A 24168-nucleotide genomic window follows, 5' to 3' on the forward strand; every position below is an offset into this window, starting at 1 on the left:
CACGATTGCCCGCAGTGACGGCACGATGCTGCGGCGCGACTGGCCGCAGTGACGGCGGCGGCGCTGCGGCACGACGGCCCGCAGTGACGGCGGTGACGCTGCGGCGTGACTGCTCGCGGTTGCGTCTACGTCGTGCCCGGGATCAGGCCTTCGTCGCTCAGGAGGTTCTGGACCTCCTCGAGTGTCGCGTCGGGGGACGGGAGGATCAGGTCGGAGGGCTGCAGGGAGTCGTCCGGCAAGGGCTCCCCGAGTTCGTGGACCTTGGCCAGCAGCGCCTGCAAGGTCGCGCGGAAGCCCGGCCCGTCGCCGTTCTCCATCTCGGCGAGCAGTTCCTCGTCCAGCTTGTCCAGCTCGGCGAGCCGGCTCTCGGCCAGCGTCACCTGTCCCTCCCCCATGATCCGTACGATCATGTCGCCCTCCTCGGCGTGGGCTACTGCTTGTCGAAGCGCGGAGTGTCCTGCGTCTGCTGCCGGTCCTGCTGCTGGCCGTTTCCGCCTTCGATGGCCTGCTGTCCGCCCGTGGAGCCACCGGCCAGCTCGGCCTTCATGCGCTGCAGTTCCAGCTCCACATCCGTACCACCGGAGAGCCGGTCCAGCTCGGCCTGGATGTCGTCCTTGTGCATGCCGGACTGGTCGTCGAGGGCGCCGGAGGCGAGCAGTTCGTCGATCGCGCCGGCCCGCGCCTGGAGCTGGGCGGTCTTGTCCTCGGCCCGCTGGATCGCCATCCCGACGTCGCCCATCTCCTCGGAGATGCCGGAGAAGGCCTCGCCGATCCGGGTCTGCGCCTGGGCGGCGGTGTACGTGGCCTTGATGGTCTCCTTCTTGGTGCGGAAGGCGTCCACCTTGGCCTGGAGGCGCTGGGCCGCGAGGGTGAGCTTCTCCTCCTCGCCCTGCAGCGTGGCGTGCTGCGTCTCCAGGTCCGTCACCTGCTGCTGGAGCGCGGCGCGGCGGGAGAGGGCCTCACGGGCCAGGTCCTCGCGGCCGAGCGCGAGCGCCTTGCGGCCCTGGTCCTCCAGCTTGCCCGACTGGGACTGCAACTGGTTGAGCTGGAGCTCCAGGCGCTTGCGCGAGGTGGCCACGTCGGCGACACCGCGGCGGACCTTCTGGAGCAGCTCCAGCTGCTTCTGGTACGAGTAATCGAGGGTCTCGCGCGGGTCCTCGGCCCGGTCAAGGGCCTTGTTCGCCTTCGCGCGGAAGATCATCCCCATACGCTTCATGACACCGCTCATGGGCTTCGCGCGCCCCCTTCTGACCGACTCCAGCTCCAGCACCTGCGACAGAACCCACAGTACGGGCCCCACATCCATTACCGCACTGTTCGGGGACGGATGCGCTCATCCCCAAGGACGACTGACCACCCTCCCGATCCGGCGTAGGGAGTAGGTGATCCCCGGGGCCGGCCGGCCGGACCACCCGGAGACCCGCACAACGTCCCCCTCTGTCCTTTTGGAGACGTCCGGTGTTGCCGGATCGTTCCCCATGGGGCTGGGGTCCAACCCCGGGCACCCCGTACCCTTGGGTTTTGTGTTCCGTAGCCGCGCCAAGGAAGAGAAGGCATCCGCCGCCGACAAGGCGACGCTGACCGACTCCCAGCAGACCCGTCACCCGGAGGCCCCGAAGGGCCGTCCCACGCCCAAGCGCAGCCAGGCCCAGAGCCAGCGCCGCAGCGTCGCCAACACGTCGATGTCGCGCAAGGACGCCGCCAAGCGGCAGCGCGAGGAGCGCCGTGCCGCGATGGAGCGTCAGCGCCAGGCGCTGGCCAGCGGCGACGAGCGCTATCTGCCCGCCCGCGACAAGGGGCCGGTGCGCCGGTTCGCGCGTGACTTCGTGGACTCGCGGTTCAACATCGCGGAGTACTTCCTGCCGATGGCCGTGATCATCCTGGTGCTGAGCATGATCCAGGTGCCGCAGCTGCAGAACGTCGCGCTGCTGCTGTGGCTCGTGGTGATCGTGATGATCGTCCTCGACTCGATCGTGACCGGGTTCCGGCTGAAGAAGCGGCTGGCGGAGCGCTTCCCCGACGACCGCCGGCGCGGCGCGGTGGCCTACGCGCTGATGCGTTCGCTCCAGATGCGCCGGCTGCGGCTGCCCAAGCCCCAGGTCAAGCGCGGGGAGCGGCCCTGAGCGCCACGCTCAGCGGGCTCAGTGGACTCTCCGGGCTGCGTGACGTCGTCCGGCAGGAGCTGGTGGCCCGCCAGCTGGAGGAACAGATAGCGGGGCGCTTCGCGGTCGGACGACGACTGCGGGTGCTCGACGTCGGCATGGGCCGGGGCGCGCAGGCGCTCTGGCTCGCCCGCGCCGGCCATCAGGTGACCGGCGTCGAACAGGACGCGGCGATGATCGCCGCCGCGCGGGAGGCCCTCGCCGGGGAACCGGAGGGCATCCGGGAGCGGATGCGGATCGTCGAGGGCGACGCCGGGGCCACCGGTGTGCATTTCCTGCCGGGCAGCTTCGACGTGGTGCTCTGTCATGGCGTGCTCATGTACGTCGAGGAGCCGGACGCGCTGCTGGCGGCGCTGGCCCGGATGCTGGCGCCCGGCGGACTGCTGTCCCTGCTGGTGCGCAACGGCGACGCGCCGGCGATGCGGGCGGGCCTGTGCGGCGACTGGGCGGAGGCGCTGGCGGCCTTCGACACGGAGTCGTACCGGCTGAAGCGGCTGACGGCGACGCTCGCGGGGATCGGGGCACCGCTGCACACCTGGTACGGCGTGCGGGTCTTCACGGACACGGCGGCGGACGACGCGGCGGTCCCGGACGACCTGGACGCCCTGCTCGCCCTCGAGGACCGGGCCGGCCGCACGGATCCCTACCGGGGGGTGGCGGCGCTGCTGCACCTGTGCGGGGTCCGGGGCTGATACCTCGGCCCCGGACGGGCGGGGGCACCGCGTTTCTTCTCGCCCCCGCCGCCCCTTCCCTTCCCGTCCCTGGGGGCTTCGCCCCCAGACCCCCTTCGCGCAGTCCCCCGCGCCCCTGAAGGGGCGCGGGGTCGTGCCGGCACGCGGCTCCGCCGCGTGGGCGCGGGCAACTACCCGCTCACCCGCACGTCCGGGTTCACGCCTCTTCCGCGTGGAGGCTCATCGGGCCGTAGATCTCCGTGGTGTCCTCCAGCAGCCGCACCTGATCCGCACCACCCTCCACCAGCGCCTTCCAGTGCTCCCCGATCCAGGACTCGGCGTCCCCCTGCGTGGAGAACTCCTCCGGCGGCACCGCGGGTTCGACCTGCGTCCCGTCGGTCTTCTCGAACCGCCACGTCCATGCCGCCATGTACGCCTCCCAAGAGTGTGATCACACCGGACCCAAGCCTAGTCGGACGGGCAGTCACCGTGGGGGCAGGTGAGAATCGGGGCGTGGAACTGACTCTGCTCGGCACCGGTGCCCCGGCGGGACTGCCCCGCCCCGACTGTCCCTGCGCCGCGTGCGCGTCCGCGCTCGGCGTGGACGCGCGGGCGGCCACCTCGCTGCTCGTGGACGGGGCGCTGCTGCTCGACCTCACGCCGGGCACCGCGTTCGCGGCCGCCCGCGCGGGGCGCTCGCTGGGCGGCGTACGCCAGGTGCTGTTGTCACACCCGCACGACGGCCCCGCCCTCGAGGTGCCGGCCGGGCTGCCGCAGCCGGGACGGGTGCCGGACGGGCGGGAGTTGGCGCTGCTGACGGGGCATCGGGTGCGGGCGGTGGCGCTGGACGCGCCCGGCACCGGGTACGCGGTGACCGGCCCGGACGGGCAGCGGCTGCTGTACCTGCCGCCGGGCGGGGCGCCGGCCGGTCTCGAGGGGCCGGCCGAGCCGTACGCCATGGTGCTGCTGGACGTCGTGGGGCGGCCGGACGCGCTGGCGAGGCTGCGGGAGGCGGGGGCGGTGGGCCCGGCCACGGATGTCGTCGCCGTCCACCTGGACCACGACGTGCCGCCGGGCGCGGAGTCGCGGCGCCGGCTCGCGGCGGCCGGGGCGCGCGCCGTGCCGGACGGGACCACGCTGGAGGTGGGCGCCTACGAGGACGTGCCCGACGTACCGCGGCGGACGCTGGTGCTGGGCGGGGCGCGCTCGGGCAAGTCGGTGGAGGCCGAGCGGCGGCTGGAGTCGTTCCCGGAGGTGCTGTACGTGGCGACCGGCGGGTCGCGCAACGGCGACACGGAGTGGGCGGCGCGGGTGTCGGCGCATCAGGAGCGGCGGCCGGGGTCGTGGCGGACCGTCGAGACGTGCGACCTGGTGCCGCCGCTGAAGGACGACGGGCCGCCGCTGCTGATCGACTGTCTGTCGCTGTGGCTGACGGACGCGATGGACGCCGTGGGGGCGTGGGACGACGCGGAGTGGGCGGACGGCGGGGAACGGGCGCTGCGGGACCGGATGCGGGAGCTGACGGACGCGGTGCGCGGGACACGGCGGACGGTGGTCGCCGTGTCCAACGAGGTCGGCTCGGGCATCGTGCCCGCGACCGCGTCCGGCCGCCGGTACCGGGACGAACTCGGGCGGCTGAACGCGGCGTTCGCGCGGGAGTGCGAGCAGGTGCTGCTGGTGGTGGCGGGGCAGGCGGTCGTCCTGCGGGGATGAGCCCTCGGGCGCGGTGCTACGGCTACGGCTACGGCTACGGCTACAGCTACAGCTACGGCTTCCGCGCGATGATCCGGTAGGCGTTGGCGAACGGGGTGTGCCGCACCACGGGCGCGAGGGCCAAATCCGTCATCGCCGCCGCGACCACCAGCGGGGTGCCCGCGCGGAGCAGCACCGCGCGCAGGTGCTGCTGGAACGGGGTCGGCGGGACGGCACGCCAGGGGGTGTCCGGGGCGGGCAGCGCGTGGGAGAGGGCCAGGGCGGTCAGGCCGGCCAGGTCGTGCGGTACGTGCGCGGCGCGGTGCCCGGCGGTGACGATGACGCAGCCGCGTTCCTCGAGCTCCGCGCGGAGGTTGCGCTGGGGCAGCAGGTGCGGCCGGCGGGGCTGGTCGTAGGGCAGCCACCAGCGGCCGAACAGGGCGGCGAAGGCGCAGCGCGGGTCCAGGGTCTCGATGAGCAGGTGGCCGCCGGGACGCAGGGCGTCGAGGGCCGCGTGGAGCTCCGCGCGGGGGTCGGTGGTGTGTTCCAGGTGGTGCAGCAGGCTGACGATGTCGTAGCGGCCGGCCAGCCGGGCCAGGACCCGCGGGTCGGTCAGCGACCCGATGTGGGCCTCCTCGACGCGGCCGAGCGTACGGGCCCTCTCGACGCGCGCGGTGAGGTCGGTGCCGTCGAAGGCGGTGTACGGGAAGAACTCCCGCGCGGTCAGCGGGAAGCGGGCGAGTCCGGTGCCGACGTCCAGCCAGCTCTCCGGTTCGCCGAAGGGGAGCATCGCGCGGGCCGCGCCCCGGTGGCGGTGCCGGACGGCGTGCAGGGCGAGGACGCGTTCGGTGGCGGGGTCGCGGGGGGCGCCGCGCACGGTCCGCCGGTAGAAGGCGAGGCCCTCGGCGGTGAGGCGGGGGTTCTGGAAGGTGTGGCCGCAGTCCCGGCACTCGTCGACGGTGAACAGGCCCGGCCGGTGCCGGCGCAGATCGCCCGTTCTCAGCCGGTTGCGCAGCCGTGCGGAGCCGCACCAGGGGCAGTCCCCGCGGCGCGGCTCGTGCACCCGGGCGGAGCCGTGGGAGGCGGGGATCGCGCGGGCTGGGTCGGTTGCGGACATGGGCGGCTCCCGGCGTGAGGGCGTACGGCACTCGGGGGCGACGTACAGGGACGGGTGGGACGGACGGAGGGATGTCCGGCAATCCACGGCAAAACGTTACGGACGGGAGGGCGTCACGGGGTGGAACGGCGCCGGGGTGGCGTGGTGGGGGTGAGGCCCCGCACGCGAGGCCGACCGGTGCGCCGTCGCGTTCGACGGGGGCCGGTACTGTTCGGCGAATGAGCTCGCTTAATCTCGACGACTTCACCGATCTGATCGAGCGTCCGGACGGCGGGGTGCGCCGTGACGCGGAGGCGCGCCGGGAGCGCCAGATCGTGCCGCCCGGATCGCTGGGCCGCCTGGACGACCTGGGTGAGTGGCTGGCGGCGGCGCAGTCCGCGGTGCCGGTGCGGCCGATCGAACGGCCGCGGGTCGTGCTGTTCGCCGGTGATCACGGGATCGCCGGGCTGGGTGTCTCCGCGCGGGCCGCGGGCAGCGCCGTGGAACTGGTGCGGGAGGTGCTGGAGGGCGGCCGTCCGGTGTCCGTGCTCGCCCGGCGGCAGGGCGTGCCGGTGCGGGTGGTCGACATGTCCCTGGACTGCGATCCGGAATCACTGCCCGAGGACGTCGTACGCCACCGGGTACGGCGGGGCAGCGGGCGCGTCGACATCGAGGACGCGCTGACCCCGGAGGAGACGGAGGCGGCCTTCCGCGCGGGGATGGCCGTGGCCGACGAGGAGGCCGACTCCGGTACGGATCTGGTGGTGCTCGGCGATGTGAGCGTGGGCGGGACCACGGTGGCGGGCGTGCTGGTGGCCGCGCTGTGCGGGACGGACGCGTCGGTGGTGACCGGGCGCGGCGGGCTGGCGATCGACGACCTGGCGTGGATGCGCAAGTGCGCGGCGATCCGGGACGCGTTGCGGCGGGCGCGGCCGGTGCTGGGTGATCAGTTGCGGTTGCTGGGGACGGTCGGCGGGGCCGACCTGACCGCGATGACGGGGTTCCTGCTGCAGGCGGCGGTGCGGAAACTGCCGGTCGTGCTGGACGGCGTGGTGACGGCGGCGTGTGCGCTGGTGGCGCAGCGGGTGGCGTTCCGGGCACCGGACTGGTGGCTCGCGGCGCACGACAGCGGCGAACCGGGACAGGCGAAGGCGCTGGACCGGATGGCGCTGGACCCTGTGCTGTCGCACGGTGTCACGGTCGGGGAGGGCGCGGGCGGTCTGCTGGCACTCCCCCTGGTCCAGGCGGCGGCGGCCCTGGCGGCGGAACTGCCGGAGGTTCCGGCGAAGCCGGAGGCTCCGGCGGCTCCGGCGGAGTGACAGGGCGGGCGCGAGAGGACTTCAGGTCAGCCCCGTTCCAAGGGGCGCGGTGTGGGGTCCGGTGTGCCGCCGAGCCAGTTCTCGACGGCCCGGCGGGGGCCGGACCAGCGGCGGTCGTGGTGGTAGGCACGCAGGATCGCGCGGGCCCGGGCACGCGGCCGGCGCCGGTAGAAGCGCCGGGCCCACGGCGACCCCGGCCGGGCCAGCCGCAGCGACCCGACTACGGCGACCGCCGGAATGACCACACCGAAGACGGCGACGCGCGCCTTCCCCTTGCTCAGGGCGATCAGCGCGAACAGGAAGTTCACCCCCACGCTCGCGGCGACACCCGCGCGGTTCTGGAGCTCCTCCTGGGACAGGTCGTTGACACCGAACGGCACGAACCCCGCCAGCAGCAGCCCGACCAGCGCGGCGGTCAGCACGACCGCCTCGACGCTCTTGCGCCCCGCCTCGGTCCAGTACACGTCGTCGAGGTGCAGGATGAGCGCGAACTCGTCCAGGACCAGCCCCGCGCCGATGCCGAACAGCACCGCGGCGAAGGCGGAGCCCAGCCCCTCCTCTCCGCTCGCCACCGAGCCGAAGCCGCCGACGACCGTGAGGACGACACCGGGCACGACGTGGTGGATGTGCAGTTCACCCGCCGTGACATTGCCGAAGGGCCCCTTCCCGGCCCGGATCAGACGGGTGATGATCCGGGTGATCACAAAGGTCAGGACGAAGGCGGCGAGCGCGAGGAGCAGCGGAAGCTTGCCCGGCTCGATGATGTTCCGATCCAGCCAATGTCCCATATGGGCACTTTATCCACAGCGGCCGCGGACGCCCCGGTGACCGCCGGGTAATCTGCGCCGGTGCCCGCACCCCCCTCCCCCTCCCCCGCCTCCGTCGCCGACGGCCTCCGCTTCGCCTTCGGCACCCTCACCGTGCTCCCGGTCCGGGTCCCCCGCTGGGACCGGCCGGCCGCGCGCGCCGGAATGCTGTGCGCCCCGGCGGCCGGCCTGGTGGTCGGCGCCCTGGCCGCCGCCACAGGGCTGCTGCTGCTGTTCCTCGGCGCGGGCGCGCTGCTCGCCGCCGTCGCCACCGTCGCCGTACCGGCCGCCCTGACCCGCGGTCTGCACCTCGACGGGCTCGCCGACACCGCGGACGGGCTCGGCAGCGCCAAGCCCGCCGAGGACGCGCTGCGGATCATGAAGCGGTCGGACATCGGCCCGTTCGGAGTGCTCACGCTCGTCCTCGTGCTGCTGGCCCAGGTGGCCGCGCTGGCGCAGGCGTACGGCCATGACTGGGCGCGGGGTGCGTTCGCCGCCGCCGTGTCGGCGGTCGTGGCGCGGCTGGCGCTCACCCTGGCCGCCCGCACCGGCGTGCCGCCCGCCCGCCCGGAGGGGCTGGGCGCGGCGGTCGCCGGGGTGGTGCCGGTGGCGGGCGCGGTGGGCGTCGCGCTCGCGGTCGCCGGGCTCGCGGCGGTCGGGGGCGCGCCCCTGGGGACGTACGACGTCCTGCGCGCCGTACTCGCGGTGGTCCTGGCCGTCGCCGTCGCCGAACTGCTGCTGCGGCACTGTGTCCGCCGGTTCGGCGGGGTCACCGGCGATGTGTTCGGCGGGCTCGCGGAGACGGCGGCGACGACCGCGCTCGTCGTCATGTCACTGGGCTGAGACCGCCTCGGGACCGGGCCGTCGTCACCGGACGAGGAACGCGGCGATCGCCGTGGCCACGCCGCTCGCCCCCGCCACGACCGCCAGGGCGACGCAGCGCGCCCTCAGCCGCCGGTAGCGGGCCTCGTACTCGGTGCGCAGCTCGGCCGCCCGGTCGCGGATCCGCACCAGTGTGGCCCGGGAGACGGCGATCCGGTCGGCCCGGTACACGCGTTCCACCTCTTCGCGCTGCGCGGTCGTCAGCCACGGCAGTTCCCCGGCGAACCGGTCGGCCTGCCGCCGGGCCTCCTCGACCTCGGCGGCCCACAGGAGGTGGCCTTCGAGCCGGGCCAGGCCGAGGGCGCTGTCCTGACGGGGGTTCACACGCTCCTCCACGTTCCGGGCCGTGTTCTCATCGCTGCTTGTCGCCGGGGGCCACGGTCACGGAGGTCCGGGGACGGTTCTCGCTGTCGTCGAGTGCGGCGATGTCCGGGTGGTGCAGGTCGAACGCCGGGGACTCGCTGCGGACCCTCGGCAGGGTGAGGAAGTTGTGCCGCGGGGGCGGGCAGGAGGTCGCCCACTCCAGGGAGCGGCCGTAACCCCAGGGGTCGTCGACGCCGACCGGCTTGCCGTACCTGGCCGTCTTCCAGATGTTGTAGAAGAACGGCAGCATCGACATGCCCAGCAGGAACGAGGCGATCGTCGAGACCGTGTTCAGGGCGGTGAAGCCGTCCGCGGCCAGGTAGTCGGCGTAGCGGCGCGGCATGCCCTCCGCGCCCAGCCAGTGCTGGACCAGGAACGTGCCGTGGAAGCCGACGAACAGCGTCCAGAAGGTGATCTTGCCCAGGCGCTCGTCGAGCATCTTGCCGGTGAACTTCGGCCACCAGAAGTGGAAACCGGCGAACATCGCGAACACCACGGTGCCGAAGACCACGTAGTGGAAGTGCGCCACCACGAAGTACGAGTCCGTGACGTGGAAGTCCAGCGGCGGCGAGGCCAGCAGGACGCCGGTCAGGCCCCCGAAGAGGAAGGTGACGAGGAAACCCAGCGCCCACAGCATCGGGGTCTCGAAACTCAAGGACCCCTTCCACATGGTGCCGATCCAGTTGAAGAACTTCACCCCGGTCGGCACCGCGATCAGGAAGGACATGAAGGAGAAGAAGGGCAACAGAACAGCACCGGTCGCGAACATGTGGTGCGCCCACACGGTCACCGACAGACCCGTGATCGCGATGGTCGCGCCGACCAGACCCATGTAGCCGAAGATCGGCTTGCGGGAGAAGACCGGGATGATCTCACTGACGATGCCGAAGAACGGCAGCGCGATGATGTACACCTCGGGATGGCCGAAGAACCAGAACAGGTGCTGCCACAGGATCGGCCCGCCGTTGGCCGCGTCGAAGATGTGCGCCCCGAACTTGCGGTCCGCCTCCAGGGCGAACAGCGCCGCGGCCAGCACCGGGAAGGCGAGCAGGACCAGCACACCGGTCAGCAGCACGTTCCAGGTGAAGATCGGCATGCGGAACATCGTCATACCGGGTGCGCGCATGCAGATGATCGTGGTGATGAAGTTGACCGCGCCGAGGATGGTGCCGAAGCCGGAGAAGGCCAGACCCATGATCCACAGATCGTCGCCGATGTTCGACGAATAGGCCTCGGTCGACAGCGGGGTGTAGGCGAACCAGCCGAAGTCGGCCGCCCCGTTGGGGGTGCCGAAGCCGGAGACCGCGACCAGCGAGCCGAACAGGTACAGCCAGTAGGCGAACATGTTCAGCCGCGGGAACGCCACGTCCGGCGCGCCGATCTGCAGCGGCATGATCCAGTTCGCGAAACCGGCGAACAGCGGCGTCGCGAACATCAGCAGCATGATCGCGCCGTGCATCGTGAACGACTGGTTGTACTGCTCGTTCGAGACGACCTGCAGGCCCGGCCGGGCCAGTTCGGCGCGCATCACCAGCGCCAGGATCCCGCCCAGCACGAAGAACCCGAACGAGGTGCAGAGATACAGCGTGCCGATCGTCTTGTGGTCCGTGGTCGTCAGCCACTTCACCACGACATTGCCGGGATGCCTGCGCCGTACCGGCAGCTCGTCCTCGTAGATCTCCTCGTCGAGTGAGCCCACCGTGCTCTTGTCCGCCACTGTCCACGTCCTCCTACGAGCTCGGGGGGAGTTCCCAAGGCAGCATGACGGGATGGTTCCCGGCTTTGTCCGAAGTCGGACGCCGTGGCGCGCTTTCCACTCGGCATTCGGGTGACGTCGAACTTCCGTGCCGGTGGCCGCCGCGCCCGCCGTCATGTCACCGGGCTGAAACGATCTTCCCGTCCCCCTGTGGGCCCGCCTTCCACGCCGCTAGCCTGATCGGTGACGGGACTCGGTCCCAGCAGGCCTGACGCCATGCGTCCGGTTCGTACTCCTTGAGGAGGGAGCTCAGCCCCAGCCGGCGGGAGTCGGCGCAGAAGCGGTCGGTGGTCAGCTCGTACTCGACGTGGAAGACGGCCTTGTCCGCCTCGACGAACGGGGTCGGTTCCGCGCACTCGCCGTACCGGACGCACTGTTCGTTGACCGCGAAGTCGAAGTCGTCGACCGGTTCGGGGATCTGGTCGAGGTCGTTCTTCAGGCCGACGGCCACACCCCGCTCGTGGGCGAGCCGGGCGATCAGCCGGTCGTAGCGGAGCTGGTCGTCGGCGGTGAGCGGGAACCCGCTGCGGTTGCGGTAGCCGCCCATGTTGTCCGGCTCCACCGCGTCGAAGCCCTTCTCCCGGCACATGTCGAGGCGCTCGGCCATGAGCGGCTCCAGTACGTCGGTACGGCGGATGTCGAGCCAGTGCTCGCCCTCCCAGCCGTTGCCGGGGCCGATCACCGACTCGGGGAAGTCGTCCGCGTCCGGGCGGAAGTCCTCCCAGGCGCCGGTGGAGAGGTGACAGATGACCTTCCGGCCGTCGCGGTGCAGTCTCGTGACCGTCTCCTCCGAGTGGTCGAAGCCGTCGATGTCGTGGACGGGGACGTCGACGGAGGTGTCGAGCCGTCCGCTGAGCTGCCACTGCCGGTCGGTGCCGGGCCGGGGCCGCCAGCGGTCACCGGCCTGCGTCGTCGGCGTCGGTGCCAGGTCCGGGTCCGGGAGCGGCCGTACAGGCCGCCAGCAGCAGGGCGAGCAGCGGAAGAAGGAGGAAGGGTCGTCTCACCGGGCGGTCCCCAGAACGGGCGGCGGTGTGATCGGCACCGCGGGCGGTACACAGGAACCTCAAGGATCATCGTCGTCGCCCCGGGTGCGGCGGCGGGGTCCGGGAGATGACCGCGGTGCCGCCACGAGGTGAACGCCCGCGAGAGTGAGCGAACGCTCACACGCGCGTAGGCTCGTGCCGAGTGTTCGCCGCCCGGGGACGACCCCGACGGCACCGCGCCCGTGTGTCGGAACTAGGGTCGGCTGCCGGGCCCGGTCGACCCACATCCTTCGGCCACAGCAACTTCACATCGGAAGCGAGATTTCACCACCGTGACTGCTCTCACTCTCAGCACCGCCGCGGTCCCCGGCCTGCGGGCCGACGCGATCGTGATCGGTGTCGCCAAGGGCTCCGCGTCAAAGCCGGGAGGTCCCGTCGTCGCACCGGGCGCCGAAGCCGTGGACCAGGCGTACGACGGCGGGCTCTCCGGCGTCCTGGAGACCCTCGGCGCGTCCGGTGCCGAGGGCGAGGTGACGAAACTCCCCGCGCCGGCCGGCTTCAAGGCGCCGCTCGTGGTGGCGGTGGGCCTCGGCGCCCGGCCCGAGAAGGACTCCGGCTACGACACCGAGGCGCTGCGCAAGGCGGCCGGTGTGGCCGCCCGTACCCTCGCCGGTTCCAAGAAGGCCGTGTTCGCCCTGCCCCTGACGGACGCCGCCGACGCCGGCGCGGTCGCCGAGGGCGTGCTGCTGGGCGCGTACTCCTTCGACGCCTACAAGGACAACGGCAAGAACGGCAAGGCGCCGCTCGCCGAGGCCGCGCTGCTCGGCGGCAAGCCCCGCGACAAGGCGTACAAGGCCGCGGTCGAGCGCGCCACCGCCGTCGCCGAGGAGCTGAACCGCGCCCGCGACCTGATCAACATGCCCCCGAACGACCTCGACCCCGAGGCGTTCGCGGCCATCGCCCAGGCGGCGGCCAAGGAGCACGGCATCAAGGTGCAGGTGCTCGACGAGAAGGCCCTGACCAAGGGCGGTTACGGCGGCATCCTGGGCGTCGGCGCCGGGTCGGCGTCGGGTCCGCGGCTGGTGAAGCTGTCGTACACCTCGTCCAAGGCGAAGAAGCACCTCGCGCTGGTCGGCAAGGGCATCACCTACGACTCGGGCGGCATCTCGCTGAAGCCGGCCGGGCACAACGAGACGATGAAGTGCGACATGAGCGGTGCCGCCGCCGTGTTCGCCGCGGTCGTCGCCGCCGCGCGGCTCGGCCTTGAGGTCAACGTGACCGGCTGGCTGGCGCTGGCCGAGAACATGCCGTCCGGCTCGGCGACGCGCCCGGGTGACGTGCTGCGCATGTACAGCGGCAAGACGGTGGAGGTGCTCAACACGGACGCCGAGGGCCGACTGGTCCTCGCGGACGCGCTGTGGGCGGCCTCCGCGGAGAAGCCGGACGCGATCGTGGACGTCGCGACGCTGACCGGGGCGATGATGCTGGCGCTGGGCAGCCGGACGTTCGGGATCATGGCGAACGACGACGCGTTCCGCTCCGCGGTGCACGAGGCGGCGGAGGAGGTCGGCGAGCCGGCGTGGCCGATGCCGCTGCCGGAGCACCTGCGCAAGGGGATGGACTCCGCGACCGCCGACATCGCCAACATGGGTGAGCGGATGGGCGGCGGGCTGGTCGCGGGGCTGTTCCTGCGCGAGTTCGTGGGTGAGGGGATCACCTGGGCGCACCTGGACATCGCCGGGCCGGCGTTCAACGAGGGCGGGCCGTTCGGGTACACGCCGAAGGGCGGGACGGGGTCGGCGGTCCGCACGCTGGTGCGGGTTGCCGAGCTGGCGGCCGCGGGGAACTTGCCCAAGGGCGCCTGATCAACCGGGGGTACGGGGAGTTGCGCGACTGCGGGTCCGTCGTGGCCGATCGCGCGGTTCCCCGCGCCCCTTTTTGGGTTGGCTGCGGCCCGGCCCCTTTTCCGCAGGCACCGCCCACCGGTCGCCCCCTCCCCCTCCGGCTGCGGGTCCGTCGTGGCCGATCGCGCGGTTCCCCGCGCCCCTTTTTGGGTTGGCTGCGGCCCGGCCCCTTTTCCGCAGGCACCGCCAGCCGGGGCGCGCCCCTCCAGGGGCGCGGGGAACCGCGCGAACAACACCCACCGACCCGCACCGACGGAATCACAGGGGCAGCACCCCCATCAGGGGCGCGGAGAAGGGCCGCCGGACCGGGTGGCCGGGGGGCGAGGGGGAACCCCCCTTTTGAAGAAGTGGGGTGTCTCACACCACGGCCCGGCGTCTCGTTCGGGTTCCACAAGTGCGAAGATGGGGCTCGGCAGGACAGGGCCCCATCCAAGGGCCGAGAACATAGAGCGGCCGGACACCAGCCGCCGACCGGTCACTGGAGACCGGCGTGGCGCACATGCATGGAGGACGTGACGTGGCGAACGACGCCAGCACCGTTTTCGACCTAGTGATTCTCGGCGGTGGAAGCGGTGGCTACGCCGCGGCCCTGCGCGGGGCGCAGCTGGGCCTGGACGTCGCCCTGATCGAGAAGAACAAGCTCGGCGGCACCTGCCTGCACAACGGCTGCATCCCCACCAAGGCCCTGCTGCACGCGGGCGAGATCGCCGACCAGGCCCGCGAGAGCGAGCAGTTCGGCATCAAGACGACCTTCGAGGGCGTCGACATGGCGGGCGTGCACAAGTACAAGGACGACGTGATCGCCGGCCTGTACAAGGGCCTGCAGGGTCTGGTCGCCTCCCGCAAGGTGACCTACATCGAGGGTGAGGGCCGGCTGTCCTCCCCCACCTCCGTCGACGTCAACGGCCAGCGCGTCCAGGGCCGCCACGTCCTGCTGGCGACCGGCTCCGTGCCGAAGTCGCTGCCGGGCCTGGACATCGACGGCAACCGGATCATCTCCTCCGACCACGCCCTCGTCCTGGACCGCGTGCCGAAGTCCGCGATCATCCTGGGCGGCGGCGTCATCGGCGTCGAGTTCGCCTCCGCGTGGAAGTCCTTCGGCGCCGACGTCACGATCGTCGAGGGCCTCAAGCACCTCGTCCCGGTCGAGGACGAGAACAGCTCCAAGCTGCTGGAGCGCGCCTTCCGCAAGCGGGGCATCAAGTTCAACCTGGGCACCTTCTTCCAGAAGGCCGAGTACACCCAGGACGGCGTCAAGGTCACCCTCGCCGACGGCAAGGAGTTCGAGGCCGAGGTCCTGCTCGTCGCCATCGGCCGCGGCCCGGTCTCCCAGGGCCTGGGCTACGAGGAGCAGGGCGTCGCCATGGACCGCGGCTACGTCCTGGTCGACGAGTACATGCGCACCAACGTGCCCACCATCTCCGCCGTCGGTGACCTCGTCCCGACCCTCCAGCTCGCGCACGTCGGCTTCGCCGAGGGCATCCTGGTGGCGGAGCGTCTGGCCGGTCTGAAGACCGTCCCGATCGACTACGACGGTGTCCCGCGGGTGACGTACTGCCACCCGGAGGTCGCCTCCGTCGGTGTCACCGAGGCCAAGGCCAAGGAGATCTACGGTGCGGACAAGGTCGTCGCCCTGAAGTACAACCTGGCGGGCAACGGCAAGAGCAAGATCCTGAAGACCGCGGGCGAGATCAAGCTCGTCCAGGTCAAGGACGGTGCGGTGGTCGGCGTCCACATGGTCGGCGACCGTATGGGCGAGCAGGTCGGCGAGGCCCAGCTGATCTACAACTGGGAGGCGCTGCCGGCCGAGGTGGCCCAGCTCATCCACGCCCACCCGACGCAGAACGAGGCGATGGGCGAGGCCCACCTGGCGCTGGCCGGAAAGCCCCTCCACTCCCACGACTGACGCTCTCGGGCATCGGACGCGACGACACAGACTTCCGCACTTTTAAAGGAGCAACCGAAACCATGGCGGTTTCCGTAACCCTTCCGGCGCTCGGCGAGAGCGTCACCGAGGGCACTGTCACCCGGTGGCTGAAGGCCGAGGGTGAGCGCGTCGAGGCCGACGAGCCGTTGCTCGAGGTCTCGACCGACAAGGTCGACACCGAGATCCCGGCCCCCGCCTCCGGCGTGCTGTCCTCCATCAAGGTCGCCGAGGACGAGACGGTCGAGGTCGGCGCCGAGCTGGCGCTGATCGACGACGGCACCGGCGCCCCTGCGGCCGAGCAGGCCCCGGCCGCCGAGCAGGCCGCCCCGCCGGCTCCCGCCCCGGAGCCGCAGGCCCAGCCCTCCGCCGAGCAGGCCGCCCCGGCCCCGGCGCCCACCGCCGAGGCCGCGGCCGGCGGCGGCTCCGCCCAGGGCACGGACGTGGTCCTGCCCGCGCTCGGCGAGTCCGTCACCGAGGGCACCGTCACCCGCTGGCTGAAGTCGGTCGGTGACACCGTCGAGGCCGACGAGCCGCTGCTGGAGGTGTCGACGGACAAGGTCGACACCGAGATCCCCGCCCCCGCGTCCGGCACGCTGCTGGAGATCGTGGTCGGCGAGGACGAGACCGCCGAGGTCGGCGCCAAGCTCGCCGTCATCGGCGAGGCGGGTGCCGCTCCGGCCGCCGCCCCGGCCCCGGCTCCGGCCGCCCCCGAGGCCCCGGCGCAGCCCGCGCCCGCCCCGGCTCCGGCTCCCGCCCCGGCTGCTCCGGCTCCGCAGCAGGCCGCCCCGGCTCCTGCCCCGGCGCCAGCTCCGGCTCCGGCTCCCGCCCCGGCTCCGGCTCCGGCTCCGGCCCCGCAGGCGCCCGCGGCCCCGGCCGCCGCCCCCGCCCCCGCCCCCGCCGCCGCCCAGGCGACGGACGACGGTGCCTACGTGACCCCGCTGGTGCGCAAGCTCGCCGCCGAGAACGGCGTCGACCTGTCCACCGTCAAGGGCACCGGCGTCGGCGGCCGTATCCGCAAGCAGGACGTCATCGCCTCCGCCGAGGCCGCGAAGGCCGCCACCGCCGCCCCGGCCCCGGCCGCCGCCGCTGCTGCGCCCGCCGCGAAGAAGGCCCCGACCCTCGAGGCCTCCCCGCTGCGCGGCCAGACCGTGAAGATGCCGCGGATCCGCAAGGTCATCGGCGACAACATGGTCAAGGCCCTGCACGAGCAGGCCCAGCTGTCCTCGGTGGTCGAGGTCGACGTCACCCGTCTGATGAAGCTGCGCGCCCGCGCCAAGGACGCGTTCGCGGCTCGTGAGGGCGTCAAGCTCTCCCCGATGCCGTTCTTCGTCAAGGCCGCGGCCCAGGCGCTGAAGGCGCACGCGCCGGTCAACGCCAAGATCAACGAGGCCGAGGGGACCATCACCTACTTCGACACCGAGAACATCGGTATCGCGGTGGACTCCGAGAAGGGCCTGATGACCCCGGTCATCAAGAACGCCGGTGACCTCAACCTGGCCGGCATCGCCAAGGCGACCGCCGACCTGGCGGGCAAGGTGCGGGCCAGCAAGATCAGCCCGGACGAGCTGGCCGGCGCGACCTTCACCATCTCCAACACCGGTTCGCGCGGTGCGCTGTTCGACACGATCATCGTGCCCCCGGGCCAGGTCGCGATCCTCGGCATCGGTGCCACGGTCAAGCGTCCGGCCGTCATCGAGACCGAGGAGGGTACGGTCATCGGCGTCCGCGACATGACCTACCTGACCCTCTCCTACGACCACCGCCTGGTGGACGGTGCCGACGCGGCCCGTTACCTGACGGCGGTCAAGGCGATCCTGGAGGCGGGCGAGTTCGAGGTCGAGCTCGGTCTGTAGTTCCGGCGGCCCCGCGAGGGGCCGGGGATCCCAACGAGGTCGAGCTCGGCCTGTGATCCCGTGACCGCTTGATCCGCGGTCGCCGACACGGTCGTACGGTGCCCCCGTCGGGGAAGCTCTCGAGGCTTCCCGGGCGGGGGCACCGGCGTATGGAACGTGTAAGTCTCGTCTCACCTGGGCGAAAGCGCCCCCGTGCGCCCCTCCCGGGCGGGCTCGCCGCCGTATTGTCTAAGCGTCAAAGCCCCCCGGGGGCCCGTGGGCCCCGCTAAGGAGCCCCTCATGACCGCGCCCGTCGTCCACTCGCTGCGCGAACAGATCCGCGAGCACATCCTGGAAGGGATCATCAGCGGACGCTGGCAGCCGGGCGAGCGGATCGTGGAGCGGCGGATCGCGACCGAGCTGGAGGTCAGCCAGACGCCCGTACGGGAGGCGCTGCGCGAACTGGAGTCGCTGCGGCTGATCGAGTCGGCGCCCAACAAGGGCGTGCGGGTGCGGAACCTCACGGCCGCCGACCTGGAGGAGAGCTACCCGGTACGGGCCGGGCTCGAGGCGATCGCGGCGGAGCTGGCCGCGGGGCGGCTGGCGGAGGACTGCTCGGCGCTGGAGCCGCATGTCGCCGCGCTGTACGAGGCGGACCGGTTGTCCGACGGGACGGCGCAGGTGCGGCACACCGTGGGGTTCCACCGGGAGCTGGTGCGGGCGGCGGGGAACTCGGTGCTGCTGCACACGTGGGAGGGGCTGGGGATCGAGGTGTTCACGGCGTTGTCGATACGGTGGCTGGGGACGGTGCAGCAGTCCTATGCGGAGGAGCACGAGGAGCTGGTGGCTGCGTTTCGGCGGCGGGATCCGTTGATCGCGGAGCTGGTCAAGGCGCATGTGCTGGGGTGCGCGCCCCGGGCGTGACGCCGGGAGTCTCTTCACCCCCGCCGCCCCTTCCCTCCCCGTCCCTGGGGGCTGCGCCCCCAGACCCCCATGCGCAGTTCCCCGCGCCCCTTCAGGGGCGCGGGGAACTGCGCGAGCAACCACCCACCCGCGCGTCCGGGGTCAAAGGGGCAGAGCCCCTTGAGGACGGTGGGGGAGGGAAGGGCGGCGGGGGCGAGGAAATGTCAGAGCACCACCCAGGCCCCGTTCTCCGCCGACCGCGCCATCGCGTCCAGCGCCGCCGCACTGTGCACGGCGTCGGCGAGAGTAGCCCCGTGCGGAACCCCCTCCGCGACGGAGCGCAGGAACCGGTACGCCTCGATCACCTTCAGGTCGTCGTACCCCATGGCGTTCGCCGCCCCCGGCTGGAACGCCCCGAACTCCCCGTGCCCCGGGCCGACATGGACCGTGCTGACGGGCTGGTCCTGGTAGCCGGTCCCCCTGCTGACGCCGAGTTCGTTCATCCGGCGGAAGTCCCAGAACACCGCCCCCTGGGTGCCGTGCACCTCGAAGCCGTAGTTGTTCTGCTCGCCGACCGACACCCGGCACGCCTCCAGCACCCCGCGCGCACCGGATGCGAACCGCAGCAGACAGCTGACGTAGTCCTCGTTCTCCACCGGGCCGAGCTCGCCGCCGGCCGCGCGGGAGTGACCGGCCGTGGCACCGACGGGCCGGGCCCGCTGGGGCAGGAAGACCGCGGTGTCCGCGGTCAGCGAGGCGATGTCACCGAGCAGGAAACGCGCCAGGTCCACGCCGTGCGAGGCCAGGTCGCCGAGCACTCCGCTGCCCCCGCGCTCCCGCTCGTAGCGCCAGGTCAGCGCCCCCTCGGGATGGGCCGCGTAGTCGCTGAAGAGCCGGACGCGGACATGGGTGACCGTGCCGATCCCGCCGGAGGCGATCAGCTCGCGGGCCGCCTCCACGGCGGGCGCGTTGCGGTAGTTGAAGCCGACCGCCCCCTGGACCCCGGCCTTGGAGACCGCGTCCGCGACCGCGCGGGCGTCGTCCGCGCCCAGGCCCACCGGCTTCTCGATCCAGATGTGCTTGCCGGCCTCGGCCATCGCGACACCGATCTCGCGGTGCAGGAAGTTCGGGGCGGTGATGCTGACGGCCCGCACCCGGGGATCGGCGGCCACCTCCCGCCAGTCGCGGGTCGTCGAGGCGAACCCGAACCGCTCGGCGGCCTCCTCGGCCCGGCCCGGCACCTCCTCGGCGACCGTGACCAGCTCAGGACGGAGGGCGAGCTGCGGATAGTGGTGCCGCACACGTGCGTACGCCTGGGTGTGCACCCGCCCCATCCAGCCGAATCCGACGACGGCGACACCCAGTGCGTCCACCATGAAAGCCTCTCTCCGGCCCGGTCCGTGTCCTGTCCGCTCACCTTCTGCGGGCACCTGGCGTCATGTCAACCTTTTGACAGGACAATCCACGCACCGAAGGCGATCACCGCAATACGGCGAACAAAATTGTTGACAATCTTGTTTGGCTAGATTTACGTTCGACAGGCACTCACTCAGGGAGGGCAACCATGCCGAACCAAGCCCGTCCGGGCACCGGGGAGCAGGCCAAACAGCTTGCGCTCGGGCAGCTGCGGGAGGCGATCCTGCACGGCGAGATGGCGCCGGCGCAGCGGCTGGTGGAGAACGAACTCGCCGAGCAGTTCGGCGTGACCCGGGCCAGCATCCGGGCCGCGCTGATAGAGCTGGAGTCCCAGGGGCTCGTGGAGCGGATCCGCAACCGTGGTTCACGGGTGCGGGTGGTGACCGTGGAGGAAGCGGTCGCCATCACCGAATGCCGCCTGGTCCTCGAAGGTCTCTGCGCGGCGAAGGCGGCGGCCGCCGTCACCGACGCACAGGTCGCCGAGCTCAAGGACCTGGGCACGTCGATGCGCAAGGCCGTGGCCGACGGTGAACCGCTCACCTACTCGGAGCTCAACCACGAACTCCACGCCAGGATCCGGGAGTTCTCCGGCCAGCTGACGGCCGTGGAACTCCTGGAGCGGCTCAACGCCCAACTGGTGCGGCACCGCTTCCAGCTGGCGCTGCGACCGGGGCGTCCGCAGCAATCCCTGAACGAGCATCTGGCCATGATCGAGACGATCGCGGCCAGGGACCCGCAGGCGGCCGAGGCGGCCGTCCGCGCCCACCTCACCAGCGTGATCGAGGCGCTGCGCGACTGACGCACGCACCGGGGCGGGCGTCACCTGTCACCAAGGAGATCTTCAGTCATGACGCATGCCAACGCGCCCGCCGCCGTCCCACGTTCGACGCTCGTCGTCACCGCGCACGCGGGGGACTTCGTGTGGCGGGCGGGTGGCGCCATCGCCCTGGCGGCCTCGCGCGGGGAGAAGGTCACCATCGCGTGCCTGACCTTCGGCGAGCGCGGCGAGTCGGCCAAGGCCTGGCGCGAGGGGAAGAAGCTGGAGGAGATCAAGGCGATACGCCGGGCGGAGGCCGAGGAGGCCGCCGCCGTCCTCGGTGCCGAGGTCCGCTTCTTCGACGCCGGCGACTACCCGCTGACCGCCACCCCCGAACTGACCGACCGGCTCGTCGAGGTCTACCGCGCCACCCAGCCCGACGTGGTGCTCACCCACCCCGTCGAGGACCCGTACAACGGCGACCACCCGGCCGCCAACCGCATGGCCCTGGAGGCCCGCGTCCTCGCCCAGGCCATCGGCTACCCGGGTGAGGGCGAGATCATCGGCGCCCCGCCCGTCTTCTACTTCGAGCCGCACCAGCCCGAGATGAGCGGCTTCAGGCCGGAGGTCCTGCTCGACATCACCGAGGTGTGGGAGACCAAGCGCGCGGCCATGGAGTGCCTCGGCGCCCAGCAGCACCTGTGGGACTACTACACCGACCTGGCCGTCCGCCGAGGCGTCCAGCTCAAGCGCAACGCGGGCCCCAACCTGGGGCTGCCGCACAGGACCATGGCCGAGGCGTTCATGCGCCCGTACCCGCAGATCGCGAAGGAGCTGGCATGAGCGGCGTCGTCGTCACCGACCCCCCGAAGGCCGAGTCCGAGGACGTCGAGGCGCTCGCCGGGTACGGCGTGGCCACGATCAGCGAGGCCATGGGCCGCACCGGGCTGCTCGGACCGGGGATACGGCCGATCCAGCAGGGCGTACGGGTCGCGGGCACCGCGGTCACCGTGCTCTCCTGGCCCGGCGACAACCTGATGATCCACGCCGCGGTGGAGCAGTGTGGCGAGGGCGACATCCTGGTCGTCACCACCACCTCCCCGTCCACCGACGGCATGTTCGGCGAACTGTTCGCCACCGCGCTGCAACGGCGCGGTGTGCGCGGCCTGATCATCAACGCGGGCATCCGCGACACGCAGGAACTGCGCGAGATGGGCTTCGCCGCCTGGTCCCGGGCGGTCTCCGCGCAGGGCACGGTCAAGGCCACCGGCGGCTCGGTGAACGTGCCGGTCGCCGTCGACGGGCAGGTCATCCGCCCCGGTGACGTGATCGTCGCCGACGACGACGGCGTGGTGGTCGTCCCCCGCGAGCAGGCCCGGGAGACGGCCGAGGCGTCCGAGGCCCGGGAGAACAAGGAGGCAGCCTCCCGCGCCGCCTTCATCGAGGGCCAACTCGGCCTGGAACGCTACGGGTTGCGCGAGAAGCTGAGGCAACTGGGCGTGACCTACCAGTCGTACGACGCCTACACGGCCGGGGAGCGGCCGTGACCGGCTCCGACGGGGTGCGCTGCACGCTGATGCGCGGCGGCACCTCCAAGGGCGGCTACTTCCTCGCCGACGACCTGCCCGCCGATCCCGCCGCCCGCGACGCCCTGCTGCTGCGGATCATGGGCAGCCCCGACCCGCGCCAGATCGACGGCCTGGGCGGAGCCCACCCGCTGACCAGCAAGGTCGCCGTGGTCTCCCGCTCGGCCGACCCGGACGCGGACGTCGACTACCTGTTCCTCCAGGTCGCCGTGGACACCCCCGAGGTCACCGACCGGCAGAACTGCGGCAACATCCTCGCCGGAGTGGGCCCGTTCGCCGTCGAGCGCGGGCTGGTGCCGGCCGGGGAGGACGAGACGTCCGTACGCATCCGCATGCTCAACACCGGTGAACGCGCGGTCGCGACCTTCCCGACCCCGGGCGGGCGCGTCGACCACACCGGCACCGCCGAGATATCCGGTGTGCCGGGCACGGCCGCCCCGGTCGTCATCGAGTTCCCGCAGGGCGACAGCCCGCTGCTGCCCACCGGCAACGTCCGCGACACGATCGCCGGCACCGAGGTGACCTGCGTCGACAACGGCATGCCGGTGGTGCTGATCCCGGCGGTGGCGCTGAAGGTCACCGGGTACGAGACGCCCAAGGACCTGGAGGAGGACGTCACCCTCGCCGACCGCCTCAAGGAGATCCGGCTGGCCGCCGGGCACCTGATGGGCCTCGGGGACGTCGAGGGCGCCACCGTGCCCAAACTGACCCTGCTCGCCCCGCCCCGGCACGGCGGCGCGGTCAGCACCCGCACCTTCATCCCGGTGCGCTGCCACACCTCCATCGGCGTCCTGGGCGCCGCGAGCGTGGCGGCCGGACTGCGCGTCCCGGGCGGGGTGGGGGAGGGGATCGCCCGGCTCCCCGGGTCCGGCGACCGGGTACGCGTCGAACACCCCACCGGCTTCCTGGAGGTCGACGTCCACGTCGACCCCGGCTCCGCCGTGGTCCGCCGCACCGCCGTCGTACGCACCGCGCGCAAGATCTTCGACGGCACCGTCTTCCCCCGGTCCGCCGAGACGGCACCGATCCCCGCACAACGCCCTGGAGGCACCCATGACTCCGCCGCTCGGTGACATCGCCCATGTCGGCCACGCCCAGCTCTTCACGCCCGACCTGGACGCCAGCGTCGCCTTCTTCACCGACTACCTCGGCCTGACCGTCAACGGCCAGGACGGCGACACCGTCTACCTGCGCACCTACGACGACTACGAACACCACAGCCTGGTCCTCACCGCCCGCGAACGGCCCGGCCTCGGCCGGCTCGCGCTGCGCACCTCCAGCGAGGAGGCCCTCCGGCGCCGGGTGGCCGCCCTGGAGGCGGCGGGCCGGCCCGGGAAGTGGGTCGAGGACGAGCCCGGCATCGGCAGGCTCTACCTCACCGCCGACCCCGACGGCCACGAGCACGCCCTGTACTGGGAGAGCGAGCACTACCGGGCCCCCGACGAGCTGAAGCCGGCGCTGAAGAACCAGCCGCAGGCCAGACCCAACCGGGGCGTGGGCGTCCGCCGCCTGGACCACATCAACTTCCTCGCCGCCGACGTGCTCGCCAACGCCGAGTTCCAGGAACAGCTCCTCGGCGCCCGGCCCACCGAGCAGATCCGGCTCGACTCCGGGAGGATCGCCGCCCGTTGGCTGACCTTCACCGACAAGTCGTACGACGTCGTCTACACCGAGGACTGGACCGGCTCCTCCGGGCGGTTGCACCACATCGCCTTCGCGGCCGACACCCGTGAGGACATCCTGCGCGCCGCCGACCTCGCCATCGACACCGGCGTGTTCATCGAGACGGGCCCGCACAAGCACGCCATCCAGCAGACGTTCTTCCTCTACGTCTACGAGCCGGGCGGCAACCGCATCGAACTGTGCAACCCGCTCACCCGCCTGGTGCTGGCCCCCGACTGGCCGCTGATCACCTGGACCGAGGCGGAGCGGGCCAAGGGGCAGGCCTGGGGCCTGAAGACCATCGCGTCGTTCCACACCCACGGCACACCGCCGACCGCCTGACGAGGACCGCACCACCGGGGGGGGGGGGGGGGGGGGGGGGGGGGGGGGGGGGGGGGGGGGGGGGGGGGGGGGGGGGGGGGGGGGGGGGGGGGGGGGGGGGGGGGGGGGG

The 24168-nt window shown here is 72.3% G+C and carries 22 protein-coding genes and 1 pseudogene; 14 read left to right on the top strand and 9 right to left on the bottom strand.

Features of this window, described 5'->3' with window-relative positions:
• Positions 1–125 precede the first annotated feature (125 nt).
• Together ACIA6T_RS02945 and ACIA6T_RS02950 are read right to left on the bottom strand one after the other, a co-directional pair.
• Entirely contained in the window at positions 126–410 is a 285-nt protein-coding gene (locus tag ACIA6T_RS02945; RefSeq protein WP_399444768.1) for a hypothetical protein, read from the bottom strand.
• 20 nt (positions 411–430) lie between these two features.
• Entirely contained in the window at positions 431–1216 is a 786-nt protein-coding gene (locus ACIA6T_RS02950; protein WP_399444769.1) for a PspA/IM30 family protein, read from the bottom strand.
• A 262-nt stretch (positions 1217–1478) separates the two neighbouring features.
• On the opposite strand from ACIA6T_RS02950, the gene ACIA6T_RS02955 reads away from it, so the two are divergent.
• Positions 1479–2123 (top strand): DUF3043 domain-containing protein, encoded by a 645-nt coding sequence (locus ACIA6T_RS02955; RefSeq protein ID WP_399444770.1) that lies wholly within the window; start codon positions 1479–1481, stop codon positions 2121–2123.
• Between the two features lie 62 nt (positions 2124–2185).
• Complete coding sequence (locus ACIA6T_RS02960) at positions 2186–2854, top strand: class I SAM-dependent methyltransferase (protein WP_399444771.1); 669 nt, start codon at positions 2186–2188, stop codon at positions 2852–2854.
• Positions 2855–3050: 196 nt separating this feature from the next.
• Here ACIA6T_RS02960 and ACIA6T_RS02965 read toward each other — a convergent pair whose 3' ends face one another.
• A complete protein-coding gene (locus tag ACIA6T_RS02965; protein ID WP_399444772.1) occupies positions 3051–3263 on the bottom strand; it encodes a hypothetical protein in 213 nt (70 codons plus the stop codon).
• An 83-nt stretch (positions 3264–3346) separates the two neighbouring features.
• Between ACIA6T_RS02965 and ACIA6T_RS02970 the strand changes: the two genes are divergently transcribed.
• Complete coding sequence (locus tag ACIA6T_RS02970; protein ID WP_399444773.1) at positions 3347–4546, top strand: bifunctional adenosylcobinamide kinase/adenosylcobinamide-phosphate guanylyltransferase; 1200 nt, start codon at positions 3347–3349, stop codon at positions 4544–4546.
• Between the two features lie 52 nt (positions 4547–4598).
• On the opposite strand, the gene ACIA6T_RS02975 is transcribed toward ACIA6T_RS02970, so the two are convergent.
• Positions 4599–5642 carry a class I SAM-dependent methyltransferase gene (locus ACIA6T_RS02975; protein ID WP_399444775.1) on the bottom strand — a complete coding sequence of 348 codons (1044 nt, stop codon included), beginning with the start codon at positions 5640–5642 and terminating at the stop codon, positions 4599–4601.
• Positions 5643–5860: 218 nt separating this feature from the next.
• Here ACIA6T_RS02975 and cobT point away from each other — a divergent pair, with 218 nt between their 5' ends.
• On the top strand, positions 5861–6940 hold the full coding sequence (cobT, locus tag ACIA6T_RS02980; RefSeq protein WP_399444776.1) for a nicotinate-nucleotide--dimethylbenzimidazole phosphoribosyltransferase: 1080 nt from the start codon (positions 5861–5863) through the stop codon (positions 6938–6940).
• Positions 6941–6966: 26 nt separating this feature from the next.
• Here cobT and ACIA6T_RS02985 read toward each other — a convergent pair whose 3' ends face one another.
• Complete coding sequence (locus ACIA6T_RS02985) at positions 6967–7728, bottom strand: hypothetical protein (RefSeq protein ID WP_399444777.1); 762 nt, start codon at positions 7726–7728, stop codon at positions 6967–6969.
• Positions 7729–7788: 60 nt separating this feature from the next.
• On the opposite strand from ACIA6T_RS02985, the gene ACIA6T_RS02990 reads away from it, so the two are divergent.
• Entirely contained in the window at positions 7789–8589 is an 801-nt protein-coding gene (locus tag ACIA6T_RS02990; RefSeq protein ID WP_399444778.1) for an adenosylcobinamide-GDP ribazoletransferase, read from the top strand.
• A gap of 24 nt (positions 8590–8613) precedes the next feature.
• On the opposite strand, the gene ACIA6T_RS02995 is transcribed toward ACIA6T_RS02990, so the two are convergent.
• From ACIA6T_RS02995 to ACIA6T_RS03005, 3 genes and pseudogenes are all read right to left on the bottom strand, one after another.
• Positions 8614–8952 (bottom strand): hypothetical protein, encoded by a 339-nt coding sequence (locus ACIA6T_RS02995; protein ID WP_399444779.1) that lies wholly within the window; start codon positions 8950–8952, stop codon positions 8614–8616.
• A 28-nt stretch (positions 8953–8980) separates the two neighbouring features.
• A complete protein-coding gene (ctaD, locus tag ACIA6T_RS03000; protein ID WP_399444780.1) occupies positions 8981–10708 on the bottom strand; it encodes a cytochrome c oxidase subunit I in 1728 nt (575 codons plus the stop codon).
• Between the two features lie 241 nt (positions 10709–10949).
• A pseudogene (locus ACIA6T_RS03005) lies at positions 10950–11751 on the bottom strand (endo alpha-1,4 polygalactosaminidase); the annotation flags it as partial.
• Between the two features lie 311 nt (positions 11752–12062).
• On the opposite strand from ACIA6T_RS03005, the gene ACIA6T_RS03010 reads away from it, so the two are divergent.
• The 4 genes from ACIA6T_RS03010 to ACIA6T_RS03025 all read left to right on the top strand — a co-directional run bounded on the left by ACIA6T_RS03010 (position 12063) and on the right by ACIA6T_RS03025 (position 18317).
• Positions 12063–13595, top strand: coding sequence for a leucyl aminopeptidase (locus ACIA6T_RS03010; protein WP_399444781.1), 1533 nt, complete (start codon positions 12063–12065; stop codon positions 13593–13595).
• 556 nt (positions 13596–14151) lie between these two features.
• A complete protein-coding gene (lpdA, locus tag ACIA6T_RS03015; RefSeq protein ID WP_399444782.1) occupies positions 14152–15540 on the top strand; it encodes a dihydrolipoyl dehydrogenase in 1389 nt (462 codons plus the stop codon).
• A 62-nt stretch (positions 15541–15602) separates the two neighbouring features.
• Entirely contained in the window at positions 15603–17414 is a 1812-nt protein-coding gene (gene sucB, locus ACIA6T_RS03020; protein ID WP_399444783.1) for a 2-oxoglutarate dehydrogenase, E2 component, dihydrolipoamide succinyltransferase, read from the top strand.
• Between the two features lie 279 nt (positions 17415–17693).
• Positions 17694–18317 (top strand): GntR family transcriptional regulator, encoded by a 624-nt coding sequence (locus ACIA6T_RS03025; RefSeq protein WP_399444784.1) that lies wholly within the window; start codon positions 17694–17696, stop codon positions 18315–18317.
• A 203-nt stretch (positions 18318–18520) separates the two neighbouring features.
• On the opposite strand, the gene ACIA6T_RS03030 is transcribed toward ACIA6T_RS03025, so the two are convergent.
• Entirely contained in the window at positions 18521–19672 is a 1152-nt protein-coding gene (locus ACIA6T_RS03030; protein WP_399444785.1) for a Gfo/Idh/MocA family protein, read from the bottom strand.
• Positions 19673–19860: 188 nt separating this feature from the next.
• Here ACIA6T_RS03030 and ACIA6T_RS03035 point away from each other — a divergent pair, with 188 nt between their 5' ends.
• From ACIA6T_RS03035 to ACIA6T_RS03055, 5 genes are read left to right on the top strand one after another with little or no spacing between them, the layout of a single operon-like run.
• Positions 19861–20511, top strand: coding sequence for a GntR family transcriptional regulator (locus ACIA6T_RS03035; protein WP_399444786.1), 651 nt, complete (start codon positions 19861–19863; stop codon positions 20509–20511).
• A 48-nt stretch (positions 20512–20559) separates the two neighbouring features.
• Positions 20560–21312 carry a PIG-L deacetylase family protein gene (locus ACIA6T_RS03040; protein ID WP_399444787.1) on the top strand — a complete coding sequence of 251 codons (753 nt, stop codon included), beginning with the start codon at positions 20560–20562 and terminating at the stop codon, positions 21310–21312.
• Complete coding sequence (locus ACIA6T_RS03045; RefSeq protein ID WP_399444788.1) at positions 21309–22016, top strand: 4-carboxy-4-hydroxy-2-oxoadipate aldolase/oxaloacetate decarboxylase; 708 nt, start codon at positions 21309–21311, stop codon at positions 22014–22016. Before ACIA6T_RS03040 ends, ACIA6T_RS03045 begins: the two co-directional genes overlap by 4 nt.
• The gene (locus ACIA6T_RS03050) at positions 22013–23128 is read left to right on the top strand and encodes a 4-oxalomesaconate tautomerase (RefSeq protein ID WP_399444789.1); all 1116 of its coding nucleotides are present in this window, start codon (positions 22013–22015) and stop codon (positions 23126–23128) included. Before ACIA6T_RS03045 ends, ACIA6T_RS03050 begins: the two co-directional genes overlap by 4 nt.
• Positions 23109–24059, top strand: coding sequence for a VOC family protein (locus ACIA6T_RS03055; protein WP_399444790.1), 951 nt, complete (start codon positions 23109–23111; stop codon positions 24057–24059). The genes ACIA6T_RS03050 and ACIA6T_RS03055 overlap by 20 nt, the downstream gene beginning before the upstream one ends.
• Positions 24060–24168 lie beyond the last annotated feature (109 nt).

It is taken from the genome of Streptomyces sp. NPDC051740, from assembly GCF_044453165.1.
GTDB lineage: Bacteria > Actinomycetota > Actinomycetes > Streptomycetales > Streptomycetaceae > Streptomyces > Streptomyces atrovirens.

Bases quoted from the DNA above. Each gene is read 5' to 3' on its own strand.
- ACIA6T_RS02945 (WP_399444768.1), bottom strand. From the start codon at position 410: ATGATCGTACGGATCATGGGGGAGGGACAGGTGACGCTGGCCGAGAGC.
- ACIA6T_RS02950 (WP_399444769.1), bottom strand. From the start codon at position 1,216: ATGAAGCGTATGGGGATGATCTTCCGCGCGAAGGCGAACAAGGCCCTT.
- ACIA6T_RS02955 (WP_399444770.1), top strand. From the start codon at position 1,479: ATGGGGCTGGGGTCCAACCCCGGGCACCCCGTACCCTTGGGTTTTGTG.
- ACIA6T_RS02965 (WP_399444772.1), bottom strand. From the start codon at position 3,263: ATGGCGGCATGGACGTGGCGGTTCGAGAAGACCGACGGGACGCAGGTC.
- ACIA6T_RS02975 (WP_399444775.1), bottom strand. From the start codon at position 5,642: ATGTCCGCAACCGACCCAGCCCGCGCGATCCCCGCCTCCCACGGCTCC.
- cobT (WP_399444776.1), top strand. From the start codon at position 5,861: ATGAGCTCGCTTAATCTCGACGACTTCACCGATCTGATCGAGCGTCCG.
- ACIA6T_RS02985 (WP_399444777.1), bottom strand. From the start codon at position 7,728: ATGGGACATTGGCTGGATCGGAACATCATCGAGCCGGGCAAGCTTCCG.
- sucB (WP_399444783.1), top strand. From the start codon at position 15,603: ATGGCGGTTTCCGTAACCCTTCCGGCGCTCGGCGAGAGCGTCACCGAG.
- ACIA6T_RS03025 (WP_399444784.1), top strand. From the start codon at position 17,694: ATGACCGCGCCCGTCGTCCACTCGCTGCGCGAACAGATCCGCGAGCAC.
- ACIA6T_RS03030 (WP_399444785.1), bottom strand. From the start codon at position 19,672: ATGGTGGACGCACTGGGTGTCGCCGTCGTCGGATTCGGCTGGATGGGG.
- ACIA6T_RS03035 (WP_399444786.1), top strand. From the start codon at position 19,861: ATGCCGAACCAAGCCCGTCCGGGCACCGGGGAGCAGGCCAAACAGCTT.
- ACIA6T_RS03040 (WP_399444787.1), top strand. From the start codon at position 20,560: ATGACGCATGCCAACGCGCCCGCCGCCGTCCCACGTTCGACGCTCGTC.
- ACIA6T_RS03045 (WP_399444788.1), top strand. From the start codon at position 21,309: ATGAGCGGCGTCGTCGTCACCGACCCCCCGAAGGCCGAGTCCGAGGAC.
- ACIA6T_RS03055 (WP_399444790.1), top strand. From the start codon at position 23,109: ATGACTCCGCCGCTCGGTGACATCGCCCATGTCGGCCACGCCCAGCTC.